Here is an 18,643-nt window from a genome sequence, read left to right as displayed (position 1 = left end):
TTGGATGGCCGAAATTGTGTTGGACCGGGTCACCAAGAGTTACCCCGACGGTGCTGGCGGTGCCAGGGAGGCCGTCAAAGAATTCTCGATGACGATCGCCGACGGCGAGTTCATCATCCTGGTGGGGCCGTCGGGCTGCGGTAAGTCCACCACCCTGAACATGATTGCCGGGCTTGAGGACATCTCGTCGGGCGAGCTGCGTATCGGCGGTGAGCGGGTCAACGAGAAGGCGCCCAAGGACCGCGACATCGCCATGGTGTTCCAGTCCTATGCGCTGTACCCGCACATGACCGTGCGCCAGAACATCGCCTTCCCGCTGACCCTGGCCAAGCTCAAGAAGGACGAGATCGAGGCCAAGGTCGCCGAGACTGCCAAGATCCTCGACCTGACCGAACTGCTCGACCGCAAGCCGGCACAGTTGTCGGGCGGACAGCGTCAGCGGGTGGCGATGGGTCGGGCAATCGTGCGCCGCCCCAAGGCATTCCTGATGGATGAGCCGCTGAGCAACCTGGACGCCAAGCTGCGTGTGCAGATGCGCGCCGAGATCTCGCGGCTGCAGAGCCGGCTGGGCACCACCACGGTGTATGTCACCCACGATCAGACCGAGGCGATGACCCTGGGTGACCGGGTTGTCGTGTTGCTGGCCGGGGAGATCCAGCAGATCGGCACGCCCGACGAGCTGTACAACAACCCGGCGAACCTGTTCGTGGCCGGCTTCATCGGATCACCGGCGATGAATTTCTTCCCGGCAACCTTCACCGACGTCGGGGTGCGGCTGCCGTTCGGCGACGTCACCCTGACCCAGCAAGTGCATGACCTGTTGGAGCGTCAGCCCAAGCCGGACAACATCATCGTCGGGATCCGCCCCGAGCACCTGGAGGACGCGTCGCTGCTCGACGGGTACGCCCGGATCCGGGCGCTGAGCTTCCCCGTGCGCGCCGACATCGTCGAGTCGCTCGGTGCCGACAAGTACGTTCACTTCACGATCGAGGGCGCCGGCGCCGAGGCGGCGCAGCTTGCCGAGTTGGCCGCCGATTCGGGCGCCGGTGCCAATGAGTTCGTGGCCCGGGTGTCGGCCGAGTCCACGGCGGCGGGCGGTCAGCAGATCCAATTGGCTTTCGATACCTCGAAGTTGGCGATCTTCGACGCCGAGACCGGGGTGAACCTGACCCGCACCGAGCCGCGGGAGCCAGTGGAAGCGGAGGAGCCGGAGGCCGTGGCGCCCACCGAGGCCGTGGCGCCGGAGGAACCCGAGGAGTCCGAGGCAGCAGAGTGATCGACGTCCTGGCTGCCGTTCGCGCCCGGGTGGGTGAATACTTCGGTGCGGCAGGCATTACCGCAGAACCCGTCAGCGCCAGCGTCACCTTCCTGGGTACCGAGCGCATCGACGTCCTGCGGTTCGGCCCGGACCTGCGCGGGGGCGGTAACGGACAGGATCTGTATCACTATGTGACGCTGGGTTGTTCGCGTCACCCTATGTTCGACCCGACCGAGCTGGTCTCCGATCCGATCCACGGCCCCCGGGCCGAGGTGGTGCTCTCGCTGCGGGGGCCGACCCCGGGCGGGCTGGCGCGGTCGCTGGCGGTCCTGGCCGCCGCGCCCGCGGTGGAGGGACTGGTCCTGGAGGCGGACGCACTCGTCGACCTGGAGACGCAGCTGTTCGACTCCGCACCGTTCAGCGCATTCCTGCTGGGCCCCAGCGATATCGGCGAGGTGGCCCTGACCGATCCACTGTCCGCGGTGACGGTGCTCTCGGCCACCCCGATCACCGCCACCGAGGCGGCCTGGGTGCGCCTGAAGGGTGCGGACGCGATGCGCGAGGCGTGGCAGACCGACGGGGTGGACGTGCTGGATCCGACCAGAAGGGCAGCGAGCCCCAGCTAGAGCCAGTCGTTGTGGCGGAACGTGCGGTGCAGTACGAAGCAGATGGTGGCCATCGCGAGAAGAACGGCGGGATAGCCCCAGGTCCACTGTAATTCGGGCATGTGCTCGAAGTTCATCCCGTAGATGCCGGCCATGGCGGTCGGCACCGCGGCGATTGCCACCCACGCCGAGATCTTGCGCATGTCCACGTTCTGCTGCATGGCGACCTTGCCGAGTGCGGCCTGCACCAACGAGCTCAGCATCTCGTCGTAGCTCGTGACGCGGTCGGAGGCCTGCACATTGTGGTCGTGCACGTCGCGCATGTACCTGCGTACCTCGACCGAGATCAGGTCGTTGTGGTCGGTGAGCAACCGGGCCAGGGCAAGAGTCAACGGCGCCACGGCGCGGCGCATTTCGACGACCTCCCGCTTGAGCAGGTAGATACATTCGATGTTGGTGTGCGTGCCGGGGGAGAAGATGTCCTCCTCCATGGCGTCGATGTCGGTCTCCATCAGATCGGTCACGTCGAGGTAGCTGTCCACCACGTGGTCGGCGATCGCGTGCATGACCGCGAACGGTCCGAGTTTGAGGATGGCAGGCGAGGATTCGAGCCGTTTACGCACGCCGGCCAGGCCGCCGTGTTCGCCGTGACGGACGGTGACGACGAAGTCCGGCCCGACGAAGATCATGATCTCGCCGGTCTCGACGATCTCGCGCGCCAGTGCCACCGACTCGTGCTCGACATAGTTGATCGTCTTGAGCACCAGGAACAACGTCTTGTCGTAGCGCTCGAGCTTGGGACGCTGGTGGGCGTGCACCGCGTCCTCCACGGCCAGCTCATGCAATCCGAAAACGTCTGCCACCGACTGCATCTGGAATTGGTCGGGTTCGTGCAGCCCGATCCAGACGAACGCCTTCTGGCCGGCCTCCTGCAGCTCACGGACCTTGTTCAGCGCCGCTGCGTGGGTGTACTTGCCGGGTAACCGGTCACCGCCGCAGTAGACACCGCAATCGACCATCGCCCGGGCGACCGGAACGTGGATCGTCTTGGCGTCGGGGTCAGCGGGCCGGGTCCTTGCGGTCGAGCGCAGGGCCGGCGGCAAGGCGCGGAATGAGGGCATGAACTGCGACCTTCCTGCGCGGTGTGCAGCAACCTGATCAGCACACCGAATGCTACGCGCAGTTACTGTTAAGTAACGCTCACCAGCGGGGAACCCGCCCATGTGAGATTTGGCATTGAAGTACCCTTGCGCCGTGTCGGAAAGTACAGTCGCGTCCTCGCCAGAGCGCCCTTCAGCGGAGCGCACCCCGCAAGTTGTCATCGAAGACGCCGAGATCTTCGATGCTCATGAAGGGGGAAAGCTCTCGGTCGAGTTGAAGTCGCCGTTGGATACCCAGCGTGCGCTGTCGATCGCCTATACCCCTGGCGTTGCGCAGGTGAGCCGGGCGATCGCCACGGATCACACGCTCGCAGCCAAGTACACCTGGGCCAACCGCCTCGTCGCCGTGGTCAGCGACGGCACCGCGGTGCTGGGTCTCGGCGATATCGGCCCCGCGGCGTCGCTGCCGGTGATGGAGGGCAAGAGCGCGCTGTTCAAGACCTTCGGCGGGCTGAACTCGATCCCGATCGTGCTCGACACCAAGGATCCCGACGAGATCGTCGAAACCCTGATCAGGCTGCGGCCGACGTTCGGTGCGGTGAACCTGGAGGACATCTCGGCGCCGCGGTGCTTCGAGATCGAGCGCCGGGTCATCGAGGCGCTGGATTGCCCGGTCATGCACGACGACCAGCACGGCACGGCGATCGTGGTACTGGCCGCGCTGCTGGGTGCCACGAAGGTGCTCGAGCGTGACATGCACGAGCTGAAGGTCGTGGTGTCCGGGGCCGGTGCCGCCGGCGTGGCCTGCTCCAACATCATGTTGGCCAAGGGCATCAAGGACGTCGTCGTGCTCGATTCGCAGGGCATCGTGCACGCGGGCCGCGAGAACCTCAACACCTTCAAGGCGGAATTGGCCGGGCGCACCAACCCGCGCAAGCTCACCGGTGGTGTGGCCGAGGCGCTCGAGGGCGCCGACGTCTTCCTCGGAGTGTCGGCCGGTGTCGTGCCCGAGGAGCTCATCGCGACGATGGCCCCCAACTGCATCGTGTTCGCGCTGTCCAACCCGGACCCGGAGATCCACCCGGACGCCGCCCGCAAGTACGCGGCCGTCGTGGCGACCGGTCGCAGCGACTTCCCGAACCAGATCAACAACGTGCTGGCCTTCCCCGGCGTGTTCCGCGGGGCGCTCGATGCCGGTGCCCGCCGCATCACCGAGAAGATGAAGGTGGCGGCTGCCGAGGCGATCTTCTCGGTGGTGGGCGACGATCTGGCGGTCGACCACATCGTGCCGAGCGCACTCGATCCGCGGGTCGGTCCTGCGGTTGCGGCCGCGGTCGCGGCGGCGGTTGACCACACAGAGTCCTGAGTTCACGAATGCGCCGCACTCTGGCGTTGGCGCTGTTGACAATGTCGACGCTGTTGGCACCGGCGTTGGGGGGATGCGCGGCCAACTCGGCCCCGGCCGCTCTCGCGGTCGGGGCGGGGCCGGCGCCCGAGTCGGCACTGCTCGGTCACCTCTATGCGGCGGCGCTGCGCTATTACGGCACCCCGGCGGCGGTGACCGAGACCGACGGCGCCCCCGGTGTGTTGGATTCCGGGTCGGTGACGGTGCAGCCGGGGTTCACCGGCCGGTTCCTCGCCGAGCTCAATCCGGCCGCCACGGCCCGCGCGGATGAGCAGGTCTACCGCGATCTGGTGTCGGCGTTGCCCGAGGGCGTCGCGGCCGGCGACTACACCATGTCGGCGCAGGACAAGCCCGCGCTGGTGGTCACCGAGGCCACTGCCACGGCGTGGGGCGGAACTGATCTCGGCGCGTTGCGCCGTAACTGTGCCCAGGCCCGACCGGGTGTGGTGGGCAAGTGGCATGTGCCAACCGCCATCGGCTCGTGCACGCTGCCCAAGGCGCTGGTGTTCCCCGACGACAAGAGCCTCTTCGCGGCACTGCGCGCCGGGAAGATCAATGCGGCCTGGTCGACGACGGCCGATCCGGCAATTCCGTCGGACCTGACCGTGCTTGCCGACAAGACGGCGTTGATCCGTGGCGAGAACGTGGTGCCGCTCTATCGCCGCAACACGCTCAACGAACGGCAGATCCTGGCGCTCAACGAGATCGCCGGTGTCCTCGACACCGGGTCGCTGGCCGATATGCGCAGGCAGGTCGCCGAAGGGAAAGACCCCGGTGCGGTGGCCGCCGAGTTCCTTCAGGCCAACCCGCTCGGCCACTGACCCCGCGTCAGCGCGGGATCATGCGTCCCATCGCGGAGGCGAACAGCTTCTGGTAGCCCGCCCCGGTGATTCGCACGATGACGTCGAGGACCTTGGCGTCGGGCCCGACCAGCACGCGTGCCTTGTCCTTGCGCACGGCCTCGAGGATGATCTTGGCCGCGCGCTGCGGGGTGGTGTTGGCGAGCTTCCGGTCGAACGTCTCGGCGAGCGCCTTCTGATCCAGGCCTTCGGCGGCAGTGGAGTTGCGCGCGATGGCGGTCTTGATCCCGCCGGGGTGCACGCACGTCACCTTGACCGGGTGCTTGGCCAGGGCCATCTCCTGACGCAGGGCTTCGGTGAAGCCGCGCACCGCGAACTTGGCCGAGTTGTAGGCGGCCTGGCCCGGAACCGAGAAGATGCCGAACAGGCTGGAGACGTTGACCACGTGCCCGTCGCCGGAGGCGATCAGGTGCGGCAGGAACGCCTTGGTGCCGTTGACGACGCCCCAGTAGTCGACGTCCATCACCCGCTCGATGTCCTTGAACTGACTGATCTCGACATCGCCGGTGAACGCGATGCCCGCGTTGTTGTAGATCTGATTGACCTTGCCGAAGTGCTCCTTGACCGCGTCGGCGTAGAGCAGGAAGGCCTCACGCTCGGTGACGTCGATCCGGTCGGTCTTCACCTCGGCGCCGATCGCCTTGAGGCGTTCCTCCGTGACCGCCAGGCCCTCGGTGTCGACGTCGCTGATCGCCAACTTGGCCCCGGAACGGCCGAGCTCGATGGCCAGCGCCTGTCCGATGCCTGATCCGGCGCCGGTCACGACGGCGACCTTTCCGGCGAAGCCCTCCATAGAACACTCCCTTGTGTCGTTCGACTTGCGTCGAGATTACCCGGTACCCGGGGTCCCGTCTGTGTCGGCTGGCTTGGTCGCCGTCACCAGGTGGGTTCCGACGTAGGGGCCGCCCCACCACATCCGCCAGCCCAGATTCCGTCGCTGCACATGCTGCCAGCCGTTGGCGCGCAACCGCTCGGCATGGCGCCGGGTTTCCCAGATGTCGGCGATGGCCAGCCGGCCGCCCGGGCGCAGCACCCTGGCGGCCTCGTCGAGGGCACGGGATCGCCCGGCGCGATCGGGGATGTTGTGGATGGCCAGGCTGCTGACGATGACGTCGACGCTGGCATCGTCGAAGGGCAGGGCGGTCATGTCGCCGGTGTGCACCTCGACGCGGTCGGCGACGCCCTCGGCCCCGGCGTTGGCCAGCGTCTGCTCCGGCGAGTTGCCGGTCTGATCGGCGCGCCACAGATCGACGCCGAGGGCGCGTCCGCGTGGCAGTCGATTGGCCGCGGCATGCAGCACCGCGCCCCGGCCGCAGCCGAGATCGAGTAGCGTCTCATCGCCGCGCAGGGCCAGGTCATCGAGGATGTCGCGCCACACCGCGAACTTCCCGCGGCGGGTGGCATGCACGAACAATGAAACGGTGCTCGCCACAAGGGCGGCGGAAGCGCCTGTGAGACAGGCGGTTCCGCGTCGACCGCGGGCGATGTTGACGACCGTCCAGGCCAGCAGGGCGGTGAACGCACCGCCGGCGATCGTGGCCTGCGCGGGCGCGGACACCGCGTTGTAATCGCCGTCGAATCCGTAATCCGGGGAGTCCATTTCTCCCACGGTAGCGAGCTCGGCTGAAACCGGAAGGGCTACGACGCTGCCGCGGCCATCGGCCGCCATACCTCGGCCAGGGTCTCCAGCGGGACTCCGAGGGCGTCGCTCAGTCCGATGATGGTGCCGAACGCCGGGGAGGGGAGACGGCCCGTCTCGATCTTGCGCAGAGTCTCGGGGGAGATGCCTGCGGACCTGGCGACATCGTCGAGTGTGCGGGCGCCGCGGGCGGTGCGCAATGCAGCGCCGAGTCGGCGGCCTGCGGCGACTTGCTCGGGACTCAGCGGGGTGCGAACCACGCCACCACGGTAGCGCCGGTATTTGTATACCGCTAGGGTTGGTATTTAAATACCGAGAAAGGTGCGGACATGATCGAGTTGAAAACCGCCGACGAAATTGAGCGGATGCGGGTCACCGGGCGCTTCGTGGCCGAGGTGCTCGCCGAGTTGAGCGGGCTCGCCGATGTCGGGGTCAACCTCCTCGACCTCGAACTCCACGCCCGCGACATGGTCAAGCGCCGCGGTGCCGAGTCGTGTTACTGGGACTACGACCCTTCATTCGGCCGTGGCCCGTTTCGTAACGTCATCTGCCTGTCGGTCAACGATGCTGTGCTGCACGGCCTTCCACACGATTACCGGCTCGGCGACGGCGACGTGCTCACCATGGACTTCGCGGTGTCCATCGACGGCTGGGTCACCGACGCGGCCCGCACCGTCATCGTCGGGACGCCCGCGGCGGCCGACGTACGGCTGGTACGGGCCACCGAGGAGGCGTTGGCCGCCGGCACTGCCGCCGCGCGGCCAGGCAACCGGCTCGGCGACATCTCGGCCGCCATCGGCGCCGTCGCCGACGCATACGGCTACCCGGTCAACCTCGAATTCGGCGGGCACGGGCTGGGCCGGACCATGCACGAGGACCCGCATGTGCCGAATCGCGGCAACCCCGGCCGCGGCATGAAGCTGCGGGCCGGGATGACGCTGGCGCTGGAACCGTGGTTCGCCGCGGGCACCAACCGCATCGTTTTCGACCGCGACGGCTGGACCATCCGATCCGCCGACGGTTCCCGCACCGCCCACACCGAGAACACCGTCGCGATCACCGAATCGGGCCCGCTGGTGTTGACTTGCTGAGCCCTGCTGAACCGTTCTAATGCGCGGGACGCAGCAGCAGGGTGGCGATGACGCTGATCACCGCGGTGGCCACCAGATACCCGCACGCCAGCCACGGGCTCCCGCCGCCCGCGGCGATGAGCCCCGTGAGGATCAGCGGCGTCAGACCCGAGGCGTAGACGCCGGAGAGCTGATACACCGTCGACAGCCCGGTGTAGCGGGTGCGCGTCGGGAACAACGAGGCGTAGAGCGTGCCCTGGGCGCCGTAGAACCAGGCGTGGATGACGCCGAACGCCAGCAACATTCCCACCGCATAGGCCGCGATGCTGCCGGTGTTGAACAATGCGAACGCGGGGAACACCACCACCGCGTAGGCGGCGATGCCCGAGGCGTAGACCGCCTTCGGGCTGAACCGGTCGGCCAGCAGCCCCGACACCGGTAGCAGCACCGCCATCACCAGCGCCGCAGCGGTCACCACGATCAATACCGGCACCTTGCCCAGGTGCAGCGTGGAGGTGGCGTAGGCGATGGTGAACACGCCCCAGGTGTTGAAGGCCGCGCCCTCGCCCCAGCGTGACAGCAGGCCGAGCACGGTCGACCGCAGCGCCGGCGGCCGGAAAATCTCCTTCACGGGGACCGTCGAGCGATCGTCCTCGCGGCGCAGCTTCTCGAACGCCGGCGTCTCGGCCACCCGGAACCGCACCACCACGCCGAAGATCACCAGCACGACGCTGAACAGGAACGCGATCCGCCACCCGTAGGCCTGGAACGCCTCGGCCGACAGCCACAGCTGCAGCAGCACGAACACCCCGGTGCCCAGGGCCAGGCCCAGCGCCAGCCCGACCTGCGGGATGCTGCCGAACAGCCCGCGGCGATGCCGAGGGCTGTGCTCGACGGCCAACAGCACCGCGCCGGCCCACTCACCGCCGAGGGCGAATCCCTGCACCACGCGCAGCACCAGCAGCAGGATCGGGGCCAGGACGCCGATCTGCGCCGCGGTGGGCAGCACACCCATCAGCGCGGTGGCCGCGCCCATCAACAGCATGGTCAGTGCCAGCGTGCGTTTGCGACCGATCCGGTCGCCGATGTGGCCGAACACGAAGCCGCCGATGGGCCGGACGACGAACCCCACCGCAAACGTGGCGAACGCCAGCATCGTGCCGACGAATGAGCTCTGGTCCGGGAAGAAGGTGTGATTGAAGACCAGGCTCGCGGCCGTGGCATACAGGAAGAAGTCGTACCACTCGATCGTTGTCCCGAGCACGCTGGCCAGAACCGCGGTACGGACCGGGTTGCGGTCCTGGCTGTGGTCCGGTGTGGGGGTCGCCTCGGGTACGGCGACGGGGGTCAGAGTCACCCTAGTTGTCTAGCCACCGCCCGGTGGCACGCCCACCGTTGTGCGCACGCTGATCGAAACCCGGATCGCCATAAGCGAAATGGTCGCTGCCGGTATACGGCAGCGACCATTTCGTTGATCTGGATCAGGCGTGCAAGCTCAGCCGAACGCCTCGTGCTGGCTGGATACTCCTCGCCGTTCGCTTCGCAAGCTCAGCCGAACGCCTCGTCGATGATCTCCTGCTGTTCGACAGCATGCACCTTCGACGACCCCGAGGACGGAGCCGACATCGCACGCCGCGAGATCCGCTTGATCGGGGTGAAGTAGTCCGGCAGTACCTCGGGCAGCGTCAGGCCGAGTGACGGCCAGGCACCCTGGTTGGCCGGCTCCTCCTGCACCCAGAACTTCTCGGTGACATTCGGGTAGCGGTCCAGCGTCTCGGCCAGCCGGCGCCGCGGCAGCGGGGCGAGCTGCTCGAGCCGCACGATCGCCACGTCGTCGCGGTTGTCCTTGGCCTTGCGTGCGGCGAGGTCGTAGTAGATCTTGCCGCTGCAGAGCACGATGCGACGGACCTTCTCGCGGTCGCCCTCACCGTCGGTGTAGGCCGGTTCCTCCAGTACCGAGCGGAACTTGTTCTCGGTGAAGTCGCGGATATCGCTGACGGCGGCCTTGTTGCGCAGCATCGACTTCGGGGTGAAGACGATCAGCGGACGCTGGATGCCGTCCATGCCGTGCCGGCGCAAGAGGTGGAAGTAGTTCGCCGGCGTCGACGGCACCGCGATGGTCATCGAACCCTCGGCCCACAGCTGCAGGAAGCGCTCGATGCGGCCCGAGGTGTGGTCGGGACCCTGTCCTTCGTGGCCGTGCGGCAGCAGCAGCACGACGTCGGAAAGCTGGCCCCACTTGGCCTCACCGGAGGAGATGAACTCGTCGATGATCGACTGAGCGCCGTTGACGAAGTCGCCGAACTGCGCCTCCCACAACACCATTGCGTCGGGATTGCCCACCGAGTAGCCGTACTCGAAGCCCACTGCGGCGTATTCGGACAGCGCCGAGTTGTAGACCAGGAACTTGCCGCCGGTCGGGGTGCCGTCGGTGCTGGTGGCCAGCAGCTGCAGCGGGGTGAACTCCTCGCCGGTCTTGCGGTCGACGATCACCGAGTGCCGCTGGGTGAAGGTGCCGCGCTGGGTGTCCTGGCCCGACAGCCGGACCAGCTTGCCGTCGGCGATCAGCGAACCGAGGGCGAGCAACTCGGCGAATGCCCAGTCGACCTTGCCCTCGTAGGCCATCTCGCGGCGCTTCTCCAGCACCGGCTTGACGCGCGGGTGCACGGTGAACCCGTCCGGCAGGGCCAGATGCGCGTCGCCGATGCGGGCGAGCAGTGACTTGTCCACCGCAGTCGCGAGGCGCTGCGGGATCTGCTGGTCGGCCTCGACCGATTCGCTTGGCTCGGCCGCGTGCTTCTCCAACTCGCGGACCTCGTTGAACACCCGCTCCAGCTGACCCTGGTAGTCGCGCAGGGCGTCCTCGGCCTCTTTCATCGAGATGTCGCCGCGGCCGATCAGTGATTCGGTGTAGGCCTTGCGGGAGCCACGCTTGGTGTCGATGACGTCGTACATGTACGGCTGGGTCATCGACGGATCGTCGCCCTCGTTGTGTCCGCGGCGGCGGTAGCACAGCATGTCGATGATGACGTCCTTCTTGAACGCCTGGCGGAAGTCCACTGCCAGCCGCGCCACCCAGGCGCAGGCCTCCGGGTCGTCGCCGTTGACGTGGAAGATCGGTGCGCCGATCATCTTGGCGACGTCGGTGCAGTACTCGCTGGAGCGCGAATCCGTTGGCGCCGTGGTGAACCCGATCTGGTTGTTGACCACGATGTGGATCGTGCCGCCGGTCCGGTAGCCGTTGAGCAGCGCCAGGTTCAGGGTTTCGGCGACGACGCCCTGTCCGGCGAACGCCGCGTCGCCGTGCAGCATCAGCGGGACCACGGGGTACTCGCCGGAGCCGTCGGCATCCTTGCCGGGGTCCAGGAGATCCTGCTTGGCCCGGACCAGGCCTTCGAGCACCGGGTCGACGGCTTCCAGATGCGAGGGGTTGGCGGTCAGCGACACCTGAATGTCGTTCTCGCCGAACATCTGGATGTAGTTGCCGGATGCGCCGAGGTGGTACTTCACATCGCCGGAGCCGTGCGCCTGCGACGGGTTGAGGTTGCCCTCGAACTCGGTGAAGATCTGGCTGTAGGGCTTGCCGACGATGTTGGCCAGCACGTTGAGCCGGCCGCGGTGCGGCATACCGATGACGACCTCATCGAGGGCATGCTCGGCGCACTGGTCGATCACGGCGTCCATCATGGGGATGACGGTCTCCGCGCCTTCCAACGAGAAACGCTTCTGTCCAACGTATTTGGTCTGCAGGAACGTCTCGAACGCCTCGGCGGCGTTGAGCTTGGACAGAATGTACTTCTGCTCCGCGACGGTCGGCTTGTCGTGCTTGACCTCGACACGTTCCTGGATCCAGCGCTGCTGCTCGGGTTCGAGGATGTGGGTGTACTCGACACCGACGTGGCGGCAGTAGGCATCGCGCAACACCGAGAGCACGTCGCGCAGCTTCTTGTATTCCTTGCCGGCGAACCCGTCGACCTTGAACTCGCGGTCCAGGTCCCACAGGGTCAGCCCGTGGGTGTTGACGTCGAGGTCGGGGTGGCTGCGGAAGCGGGTGTTGTCCAGCCGCAGCGGGTCGATGTCGGCCATCAGGTGTCCGCGGTTGCGGTACGCGGCGATCAGCTCGATGACGCGGGCGTTCTTGTGCTGGATGGAGTCCGGGTTGTCGACGCGCCAGCGCACGGGCTCATACGGGATGCCGAGTTCGCGGAAGATCTCGTCGAAGAACTCGTCGTCGAGCAGCAGGGTGTGGATGGTGCGCAGGAAGTCACCGGACTCCGCACCCTGGATGATCCGGTGGTCGTAGGTCGAGGTCAGGGTGATCAGCTTGCCGATACCCAGTTCGGCGATGCGTTCCTCGCTGGCGCCCTGGAACTCGGCCGGGAATTCCATCGCGCCGGCGCCGATGATGGCGCCCTGGCCCTGCATGAGCCGCGGCACCGAGTGCACAGTGCCGATGGTGCCCGGGTTGGTCAGCGAGATCGTGACCCCGGAGAAGTCCTCGGCGGTCAGCTTGCCGTCGCGGGCCCGCCGCACGATGTCCTCGTAGGCCGCGATGAACTGGCCGAAATGCATTGTCTCGCAACGTTTGATCGCAGCGACGACCAGTGAGCGGCTGCCGTCCTTGCCGGGCAGGTCGATGGCCAGGCCCAGGTTGGTGTGGGCCGGCGTCACCGCGTTGGGCTTGCCGTTGACCTCGGCGAAATGCCGGTTCATGTTCGGGAACTTCTTGACCGCCTGCACGATGGCGTAGCCGAGCAGGTGGGTGAAGCTGATCTTGCCGCCGCGGGTGCGCTTGAGGTGGTTGTTGATGACGACGCGGTTGTCGATCATCGCCTTGGCCGGGATGGCCCGCACGCTCGTCGCGGTGGGCACCTCCAGCGAGGCGTTCATGTTCTTGACGACGGCCGCCGCGGCGCCGCGCAGCACCTGTGACTCGTCGCCCTCGGCAACAGCGGGACCCGACTTCGCCGGCTTGGCCGGGGCCGCCGGTGCGGCCTTGGCGGGGGCCGATGCCGGAGCGGCCGCCGCAGGCGCGGCGGGAGTTGCTGGCGGCGCAGGGGCAGGCGCTGCCGGTGCGGTCGTCTGACCGTTGGCGACAGTGTTGTCGGTGGTGGGCTCAGGGGAGTAGTCGACCAGAAATTCGTGCCAACTCGGATCCACCGAAGAGGGATCCTCGCGGAACTTGCGATACATCTCCTCGACCAACCACTCGTTCTGCCCGAATGGTGAAGGTGAACTGCTCACGGCAGACACTCGCCTCGATTCTTGTGTCCGGCTCGCCGTCACAAGGAGGCTTGCCGCTTGTGTTCTTCTGTAGGCGGTCGACCCCGCTGGACCGCCGCATAAAGGCTATCGCCTTTCAGCGCCACCTGAGGTCACCATGGGCCTAGGGGTTAGCGGACGGCAGCACATGCAACGTTGCGGGCCACCGCGGCGGGGGCGCGCCGAACGCCTGGCGGGCGTTGGCAACGATCTTCTTACCCATCAGCCGGTTGCCGACACCGCCGATGACAGCGCCGATGCCCACCGGCAACATCTTGCCGACAGCCATCGCGCCGCGCTTGAGCGTATACCGCTTGACGAAGTACTTGACCAGCCGGGAGTTGAGCTGCGAGACCGCGGGCAACGGCAGCGTTGCCGCACCGTCGGACAGCCACGCGCCGCTGGTACGTCCGCTGCCCAACAGGTCGGCGACGGCGCGTTTGCTGTCCTCGCCGACGAGGACCGAAAGTACCAGCGCACGGCGCCGTTCGCGGTGGTCGGCGGGGATGCCGTACACCTCGGCGACCGCGAGCACGAACACCGATGTGGCCTCCAGGAACACCACCGTCTCGCCGGCCACGGCCGACAGTGCGGCCAGGGTTCCGATGCCCGGGAACGCGGCGGCCGAACCGACGGCGGCGCCGCTGGCCATCACCGCGGCCAGGTAGTGCTTCTCCAGTCGGGTGACGATCTCGGCCGGGGTGGCATCGGCTTGGTGGCTGCGCAACCGGTCCACATACGCCTTGACGGCTGGGGCCTGGACGCGTGAGCTGCGCTCGATGATGGCCGACAGCACCTTCGCAGCCGTGCTGGGATCTTCGGTCTCTTCGACCTTCGCCGGCAGTTGGGCTTTGGACCGCGCACGCACTTCGGGGCCTCCCAGGTGTGAACCCATCGTTGACTGCCAGGCTAACGCCTGACCTGATGCCGGGTGAACGAACGGCGACCCGTTGCCGGTGCCCGAGGGTGACAGCCGTCACGGGAACAAAAAACTGAAATGCGGGGCTGTTCACCTTCATGGCATCATCGCCCGACGTGAGGCAGGCAGCATCGGTAACTGTGCACAGTCGGATGCCGGGCCGGATCCGGATGATTCTCGTCCTGGGCGCCCTGGTGGCGCTGGGCCCGCTCACCATCGACATGTATCTGCCGGCGCTGCCGCGGATCGCCGATGAGCTCTCGGTCTCGTCTTCGGTGTCGCAGCTGACACTCACCGGAACTCTGGCGGGTCTGGGCCTGGGGCAGCTGATCGTCGGTCCGTTGTCGGATTCGCTGGGACGCAGGCGCCCGTTGATGGCCGGCATCGTGCTGCACATGGTGGCCTCGGTGCTGTGTGTGCTGGCGCCTGACATCGTGACCCTCGGGGTGGCGCGTGGTCTCCAGGGCATGGGTGCGGCGGCGGCCTCGGTAGTGGCCATCGCCGTTGTCGGTGATCTGTTCAGCGGCACGGTGGCGGCCACGGTGATGTCGCGGTTGATGCTGGTGCTCGGGGTCGCCCCGGTGCTTGCGCCGTCGTTGGGGGCGGCGGTGCTGTTGCACGGGTCCTGGCACTGGGTCTTCGTCGCGTTGGTGGTGGTGGCCGGGGGCCTGTTGGCGATGGCTGCGCTCGCCCTGCCCGAGACGCTTCCGGTTGCCCACCGGCGTCCGCTCGCGGTGAGCGGCATCATCGGCACCTACATCGAGTTGCTGCGTGATTCGCGATTCGTGATTCTGGTGCTGGTTGCGGCGCTGGGCATGTCCGGGCTGTTCGCCTACATCTCGGCGGCGCCGTTCGTCCTGCAGGGCCACTATGGCCTGGACCAGCAGGCATTCGCGCTGGTGTTCGCCGCGGGCGCGATCGCGCTGATCGGCGCAACACAGTTCAATGTCGTGTTGCTGCGCCGGTTCTCTCCGCAGGCCATCACGGTGGCGGCGCTCAGTTGGTCGGCAATTGCCGGAGTGGTGTTCATCGTGCTGACCGTCGCGCAGGTGGGCGGGCTGTCCGCGTTCGTGGCGCCGGTGCTGGCGATCCTGGCCGGGATGGGCCTGGTGCTTCCCAATGCCCCGGCGGTCGCGCTGTCGCGCCATCCCGACGCTGCCGGAACGGCGGCCGCGCTGCTGGGCGCGGCGCAGTTCGGGCTCGGCGCCGCGGTGGCGCCGGCGATCGGTGCCCTGGGCAACGGTGCCCTGGCGTTGTCGTGGGTGATGACGGCGGGTATGGCGATCGCCTTGGTGGCCTTGCTGCTGGTCGGTCGGCGTAACGACGATGACGACGCCGGCGAATATCCAGGCGACGCACTCGACATCGCTTCTGAGGCGGTTGTCGAGCCGGCCTGACCCGGTCCCGGGTAGCGTCGGCGGGGCCCGCCATCAACCCCAACCAGGTCGGACCCGAGGCCCAACCCACCACATTCGACATGTCCTCAGCGCTGAACGCCCGCACCCCGAGCCCGCAGGGCAACGTGCCCGCGCGTCCGGAGAATCCGTGGAACGCGCTGTGGGCCATGATGGTCGGCTTCTTCATGATCCTGGTCGACGCGACCATCGTCGCGGTCGCGAACCCGACGATCATGGATCAGCTCGGCGCCGACTACGACGGCGTGATCTGGGTGACCAGCGCATATCTGCTGGCCTACGCGGTGCCGTTGCTCGTCGCGGGACGGTTGGGCGATGTGTACGGGCCCAAGAACCTCTACCTGGCCGGCTTGGCCGTGTTCACCGCGGCCTCGCTGTGGTGCGGTCTGGCCGGCAGCATCGAGATGCTGATCGCGGCCCGCGTGGTGCAGGGCATCGGTGCGGCCCTGCTGACCCCGCAGACGTTGTCGACGATCACCCGTATCTTCCCGCCCGAGCGGCGCGGGGTGGCGATGAGCGTGTGGGGCGCGACGGCCGGGGTGGCCACCCTCGTCGGTCCGCTGGCCGGCGGCGTGCTGGTCGGGGGGCTGGGCTGGCAGTGGATCTTCTTCGTCAACGTGCCGATCGGGATCGTCGGCCTCGGCCTGGCGGCCTGGCTGGTGCCCGTGCTGCCCACCCAACCCCACCGGTTCGACGTGCTGGGCGTGGCGCTGTCCGGTGTCGGCATGTTCCTGATCGTGTTCGCGCTGCAGGAGGGGCAGTCGCGGGACTGGGCGCCGTGGGTGTGGGCCACCGGCGCGGTCGGTATCGCACTGATGGTGGCGTTCGTGTGCTGGCAGGCGGTCAACACCGGCGAGCCGCTGATCCCGCTACGGATCTTCAAGGATCGCGACTTCAGTCTGGCCAATGTCGGCGTCGCGACGATCGGGTTCGCGGTGACCGCGATGATCCTGCCGTTGATGTTCTACGCGCAGACCGTATGCGGGCTGTCGCCGATCCGTTCGGCGCTGCTGACCGCTCCGACCGCGATCGCCAGTGGCGTGCTGGCCCCGGTGGTGGGCCGCATCGTCGATCGCGCCCACCCGACGCCGGTGATCGGGTTCGGCTTCTCGGCCATGGCGATCGGGTTGACCTGGCTGGCCATGGAGATGACCCCGGCCACGCCGATCTGGCGGCTGTTGCTGCCGCAGTTGGTGATGGGCATCGGCATGGCGTTCATCTGGTCCCCGTTGGCGGCCACCGCGACCCGAAACCTGCCGCCGGATCTGGCCGGCGCCGGATCCGGTGTGTACAACGCCACCCGTCAGGTCGGGTCGGTGCTCGGCAGCGCCGGGATCGCGGCGTACATGACGTCGCGCATCGGCGCCGAACTACCGGGGGCGGCTAGTGCCGCGCCCCGCGGCGAGGGTGCGGTGGCCGTGCTGCCGGAGTTTCTGCACGCGCCGTTCGCCGCGGCGATGTCGCAGTCCATGCTCCTGCCGGCGTTCATCGCGCTGTTCGGTGTGGTGGCGGCGTTGTTCCTGCTCGGTTTCGGTGCCGAGCCCTCGTTCCCGCCGGGCCCGGAACCCTACGTCGACCCCCGCGACGACGATGACGACGACTATGTCGAGTTCACCGTGAGCCATCACCGCGCCGAGGGGGACGCCGACGGTGACGATGCGGCGACCGATTCGTTCCGGTCGCTGCCGCTGGTTGAGGACCCCGAGAAGTGGGAGAACATCTACGCCGAGTTCATGGCCGAGCGCGACGAGCGAACAGCACAGCGCGATTGAGGTAGTCGCCCGGATCGAATGCGGCCTTGACGGTGCGCATGGCCGCGATGTCGGCCTCGGTGCGAGACATCGCGACATAGTCGCGCTTGCGTGAACCCACGCCGTGTTCGGAGCTGACGTTGCCGCCGCAATCGGCGATCAGCGGCATCATCGCGGCGTACAGCGCCGGTTCGGTGTCGGTGGAGCAGCGCAGCACGTTCAGGTGCAGGTTGCCCTCACCGATGTGGCCGAACAGCACCGGGATGGCGTCCGGCGCGTGGCCGGCGATCAGTTCGGCGGCTGCGTCGGCGAACCCGCCGATCGCCGACAACGGCAGGGAGACGTCGAATTTCAGTGGCGGGCCGAACAATCCGAGCACCTCGGCCACCGACTCGCGAACCTGCCACAACCGCTGTTGGGCAACCGTGTCGACGCCGACCGCGGGCTCACCGCAGATGTCGGTGCCCTCCAACGCGTCGGCCAGGCGTTCGGTCTGGTCGCTGTCTCCGGCCAGTTCGATCAGCAACTGCCAGGCGCCCTCGACCGGGGCGCCCACCCCGAGGTGCTCGGCGGTCAGCTTGCTCGCCCGGGCGTCGATCAGTTCCAGGGCGGCGATGCCCTCGAGATCGCGGAAGATGCGGCCGGCGTCGACCAGGGTGTCCAGGTCGGCGAATCCGCAGATCGCGGTGACGCGGTGGGTGGGCGTGGGGTGCAGGCGCAGGTCCAGCGCGGTGATCACCCCGAGGGTGCCTTCGGCGCCGACGAACAGCGCGGCCAGGTCGTAGCCGGTGTTGTCGCGGCGCACCTGGCTGTGCCGGTGTATCACCGACCCGTCGGGCAGCGCGATGTCCAGGCCCAGCACCTGCTCGCCCATGTTGCCGTAGCGGACGGTCCGCAGGCCGCCGGCGTTGGTGGAGGCCATGCCCCCGACCGTCGCCGATTCACGTGCGGCCAGGTCCACACCGAACACGAGTCCGGCCGCCGCGGCGGCTCGCTGCACTGCGGCCAGCGGTGTCCCGGCGCCGACGTTGACCCGTCGCTCGACGGTGTCGACTGCGCCGATCTCGGTGAGTCGCTCGGTCGACAGCAGGATGTCGTCGTTCTCCGGCACTGTCCCGGCCACCAGTGAGGTCCGGCCGCCCTGCACCGTGACACACGCCCCCGCGTCGCGGCAGGCGCGCAGCACCGCGGCGACTTCGTCGGCCGTGCCGGGCCGGACCAGGGCCGCTGCCTGTCCGCGGTAACGCCCGGTGTGGTCGACGCAGCGGCTGTTCAGCACGTCGGGATCGGTGGTGACATAGCCGGAACCGACGATTCCGGCAAGCGTTTCGGTAAGCGTTTCAGTCACCGGTTGGGTGT

The 18,643-nt window shown here is 67.7% G+C and carries 15 protein-coding genes; 7 read left to right on the top strand and 8 right to left on the bottom strand.

Going from position 1 to position 18,643, the window contains the following annotated elements; all coding sequences use genetic code 11:
• Positions 1 to 4 precede the first annotated feature (4 nt).
• Together ugpC and AB0I14_RS27935 are read left to right on the top strand one after the other, a co-directional pair.
• On the top strand, positions 5 to 1,276 hold the full coding sequence (gene ugpC / locus AB0I14_RS27940) for a sn-glycerol-3-phosphate ABC transporter ATP-binding protein UgpC (RefSeq protein WP_358028859.1): 1,272 nt from the start codon (positions 5 to 7) through the stop codon (positions 1,274 to 1,276).
• Complete coding sequence (locus AB0I14_RS27935) at positions 1,273 to 1,884, top strand: suppressor of fused domain protein (RefSeq protein WP_358028857.1); 612 nt, start codon at positions 1,273 to 1,275, stop codon at positions 1,882 to 1,884. The genes ugpC and AB0I14_RS27935 overlap by 4 nt, the downstream gene beginning before the upstream one ends.
• Here the strand turns inward: AB0I14_RS27935 and corA are convergent.
• Positions 1,881 to 2,984, bottom strand: coding sequence for a magnesium/cobalt transporter CorA (gene corA, locus AB0I14_RS27930; RefSeq protein ID WP_358028854.1), 1,104 nt, complete (start codon positions 2,982 to 2,984; stop codon positions 1,881 to 1,883). The genes AB0I14_RS27935 and corA overlap by 4 nt on opposite strands.
• 133 nt (positions 2,985 to 3,117) lie before the next feature.
• Between corA and AB0I14_RS27925 the strand changes: the two genes are divergently transcribed.
• Complete coding sequence (locus AB0I14_RS27925; RefSeq protein WP_358028851.1) at positions 3,118 to 4,329, top strand: NADP-dependent malic enzyme; 1,212 nt, start codon at positions 3,118 to 3,120, stop codon at positions 4,327 to 4,329.
• Positions 4,330 to 4,337: 8 nt separating this feature from the next.
• The gene (locus AB0I14_RS27920) at positions 4,338 to 5,189 is read left to right on the top strand and encodes a glycine betaine ABC transporter substrate-binding protein (RefSeq protein WP_358028849.1); all 852 of its coding nucleotides are present in this window, start codon (positions 4,338 to 4,340) and stop codon (positions 5,187 to 5,189) included.
• Positions 5,190 to 5,196: 7 nt separating this feature from the next.
• Here AB0I14_RS27920 and AB0I14_RS27915 read toward each other — a convergent pair whose 3' ends face one another.
• The 3 genes from AB0I14_RS27915 to AB0I14_RS27905 are packed head-to-tail and all read right to left on the bottom strand — an operon-like array spanning position 5,197 to position 7,127.
• Positions 5,197 to 6,021 carry an SDR family NAD(P)-dependent oxidoreductase gene (locus tag AB0I14_RS27915; RefSeq protein ID WP_358028846.1) on the bottom strand — a complete coding sequence of 275 codons (825 nt, stop codon included), beginning with the start codon at positions 6,019 to 6,021 and terminating at the stop codon, positions 5,197 to 5,199.
• 36 nt (positions 6,022 to 6,057) lie between these two features.
• The gene (locus tag AB0I14_RS27910) at positions 6,058 to 6,828 is read right to left on the bottom strand and encodes a class I SAM-dependent methyltransferase (RefSeq protein WP_358028843.1); all 771 of its coding nucleotides are present in this window, start codon (positions 6,826 to 6,828) and stop codon (positions 6,058 to 6,060) included.
• A gap of 38 nt (positions 6,829 to 6,866) precedes the next feature.
• Positions 6,867 to 7,127, bottom strand: coding sequence for a helix-turn-helix transcriptional regulator (locus AB0I14_RS27905; protein ID WP_358028840.1), 261 nt, complete (start codon positions 7,125 to 7,127; stop codon positions 6,867 to 6,869).
• Positions 7,128 to 7,196: 69 nt separating this feature from the next.
• Between AB0I14_RS27905 and map the strand changes: the two genes are divergently transcribed.
• Entirely contained in the window at positions 7,197 to 7,958 is a 762-nt protein-coding gene (map, locus tag AB0I14_RS27900; RefSeq protein WP_358028837.1) for a type I methionyl aminopeptidase, read from the top strand.
• A gap of 16 nt (positions 7,959 to 7,974) precedes the next feature.
• On the opposite strand, the gene AB0I14_RS27895 is transcribed toward map, so the two are convergent.
• From AB0I14_RS27895 to AB0I14_RS27885, 3 genes are all read right to left on the bottom strand, one after another.
• Entirely contained in the window at positions 7,975 to 9,294 is a 1,320-nt protein-coding gene (locus AB0I14_RS27895; RefSeq protein ID WP_358028834.1) for an MFS transporter, read from the bottom strand.
• A gap of 191 nt (positions 9,295 to 9,485) precedes the next feature.
• Complete coding sequence (locus AB0I14_RS27890; protein ID WP_358028831.1) at positions 9,486 to 13,181, bottom strand: multifunctional oxoglutarate decarboxylase/oxoglutarate dehydrogenase thiamine pyrophosphate-binding subunit/dihydrolipoyllysine-residue succinyltransferase subunit; 3,696 nt, start codon at positions 13,179 to 13,181, stop codon at positions 9,486 to 9,488.
• Positions 13,182 to 13,323: 142 nt separating this feature from the next.
• The gene (locus tag AB0I14_RS27885; protein ID WP_358028828.1) at positions 13,324 to 14,094 is read right to left on the bottom strand and encodes a hypothetical protein; all 771 of its coding nucleotides are present in this window, start codon (positions 14,092 to 14,094) and stop codon (positions 13,324 to 13,326) included.
• 122 nt (positions 14,095 to 14,216) lie between these two features.
• On the opposite strand from AB0I14_RS27885, the gene AB0I14_RS27880 reads away from it, so the two are divergent.
• Together AB0I14_RS27880 and AB0I14_RS27875 are read left to right on the top strand one after the other, a co-directional pair.
• A complete protein-coding gene (locus AB0I14_RS27880) occupies positions 14,217 to 15,515 on the top strand; it encodes a multidrug effflux MFS transporter (RefSeq protein ID WP_358028825.1) in 1,299 nt (432 codons plus the stop codon).
• Between the two features lie 80 nt (positions 15,516 to 15,595).
• Entirely contained in the window at positions 15,596 to 17,305 is a 1,710-nt protein-coding gene (locus AB0I14_RS27875) for a DHA2 family efflux MFS transporter permease subunit (protein ID WP_358028822.1), read from the top strand.
• Here the strand turns inward: AB0I14_RS27875 and AB0I14_RS27870 are convergent.
• Positions 17,265 to 18,632, bottom strand: coding sequence for an FAD-binding oxidoreductase (locus AB0I14_RS27870; protein ID WP_358028819.1), 1,368 nt, complete (start codon positions 18,630 to 18,632; stop codon positions 17,265 to 17,267). The two genes, AB0I14_RS27875 and AB0I14_RS27870, sit on opposite strands and share 41 nt — an antisense overlap.
• Between the last annotated feature and the right edge of the window lie 11 nt (positions 18,633 to 18,643).

Origin of the sequence: Mycobacterium sp. NPDC050441 (assembly GCF_040655355.1) — a bacterium.
In the GTDB taxonomy this organism is placed as follows: Bacteria; Actinomycetota; Actinomycetes; order Mycobacteriales; family Mycobacteriaceae; genus Mycobacterium.
The sequence above is the reverse complement of the archived record's forward strand: the minus strand, read 5'-3'. Positions and strand labels throughout refer to the sequence as shown.